This is a genomic window from Streptomyces sp. NPDC001851, assembly GCF_040297165.1.
In the GTDB taxonomy this organism is placed as follows: domain Bacteria; phylum Actinomycetota; class Actinomycetes; order Streptomycetales; family Streptomycetaceae; genus Streptomyces.
In genome coordinates this window covers 1-1,560 of sequence record NZ_JBEOYR010000073.1, presented here as the reverse complement: position 1 = coordinate 1,560, position 1,560 = coordinate 1, and the positions used below count along the sequence as shown (strand labels likewise).

General features: G+C 53.0%; 1 protein-coding gene, 2 tRNA genes and 1 other RNA gene. All 4 read left to right on the top strand.

Translation table 11 applies throughout. From position 1 onward, the window contains the following. Window positions 1-103: non-coding RNA, RtT sRNA (locus ABT171_RS41535), on the top strand; the annotation flags it as partial. Between the two features lie 36 nt (window positions 104-139). Beyond that, window positions 140-214, top strand: a tRNA-Gly gene (locus ABT171_RS41530). Window positions 215-220: 6 nt separating this feature from the next. After that, window positions 221-296: transfer RNA gene (locus ABT171_RS41525), tRNA-Thr, on the top strand. A 109-nt stretch (window positions 297-405) separates the two neighbouring features. Beyond that, a partial coding sequence (tuf, locus tag ABT171_RS41520; protein ID WP_351252131.1) for an elongation factor Tu occupies window positions 406-1,560 on the top strand: 1,155 nt, incomplete at its 3' end.

Here is a 1,560-nt window from a genome sequence, read left to right as displayed (position 1 = left end):
GGAGAGGGCGAAAGCCTTCGGCAAGGTTCGAGCTGTGCAGCGCAAGGCGCAGCCGGCCCGAAGGATGCGAAGCGAGTGATGAATAGTCCTGCTCCATCCCAAAATTCTACAGAAAAATCAGGTAGCCGAGTTCCAGGATGCGGGCATCGTATAATGGCTATTACCTCAGCCTTCCAAGCTGATGATGTGGGTTCGATTCCCACTGCCCGCTCCAAGATGTGCTGATATAGCTCAGTTGGTAGAGCGCACCCTTGGTAAGGGTGAGGTCGGCAGTTCGAATCTGCCTATCAGCACCACTTCTTAATTTCTCGCCCCCTGATTTTCTTTCTGTTCTGGATTCAACGAGCAAATGCTTGGTTGATGTGGTGATACCACCGATTTATCCGTGTCTTAGAGGGACAATCGATGTCTAAAGAAAAGTTTGAACGTACAAAACCGCACGTTAACGTCGGTACTATCGGCCACGTTGACCACGGTAAAACTACCCTGACTGCAGCGATCACCACCGTTCTGGCTAAAACCTACGGCGGTTCTGCACGTGCTTTCGACCAGATCGATAACGCGCCAGAAGAAAAAGCTCGTGGTATCACCATCAACACCTCTCACGTTGAGTATGACACCCCGACTCGTCACTACGCGCACGTTGACTGCCCAGGGCACGCCGACTACGTGAAAAACATGATCACCGGTGCTGCTCAGATGGACGGCGCGATCCTGGTAGTAGCTGCGACTGACGGCCCAATGCCTCAGACTCGTGAGCACATCCTGCTGGGTCGTCAGGTTGGCGTTCCTTTCATCATCGTATTCATGAACAAATGCGACATGGTTGATGATGAAGAGCTGCTGGAACTGGTAGAAATGGAAGTTCGCGAACTGCTGTCCGCTTACGACTTCCCAGGCGACGACCTGCCAGTGATCCGCGGTTCCGCGCTGAAAGCGCTGGAAGGCGAAGCTGAGTGGGAAGCGAAAATCATCGAACTGGCCGAAGCCCTGGACAGCTACATCCCAGAGCCAGAGCGTGCTATCGACAAGCCGTTCCTGCTGCCAATCGAAGACGTATTCTCCATCTCCGGTCGTGGTACCGTTGTTACCGGTCGTGTTGAGCGCGGTATCATCAAAGTTGGCGAAGAAGTTGAAATCGTTGGTATCAAAGACACCGTTAAGTCTACCTGTACTGGCGTTGAAATGTTCCGCAAACTGCTGGACGAAGGCCGTGCTGGTGAGAACGTAGGTGTTCTGCTGCGTGGTATCAAACGTGAAGAAATCGAACGTGGTCAGGTACTGGCTAAACCAGGCTCCATCAAGCCACACACCCAGTTCGAATCTGAAGTGTATATCCTGAGCAAAGATGAAGGTGGTCGTCACACGCCATTCTTCAAAGGCTACCGTCCACAGTTCTACTTCCGTACTACTGACGTGACCGGTACCATCGAACTGCCAGAAGGCGTAGAGATGGTAATGCCAGGCGACAACGTGAACATGGTTGTCACCCTGATTCACCCAATCGCGATGGACGACGGTCTGCGTTTCGCAATCCGTGAAGGCGGCCGTACCGTTGGC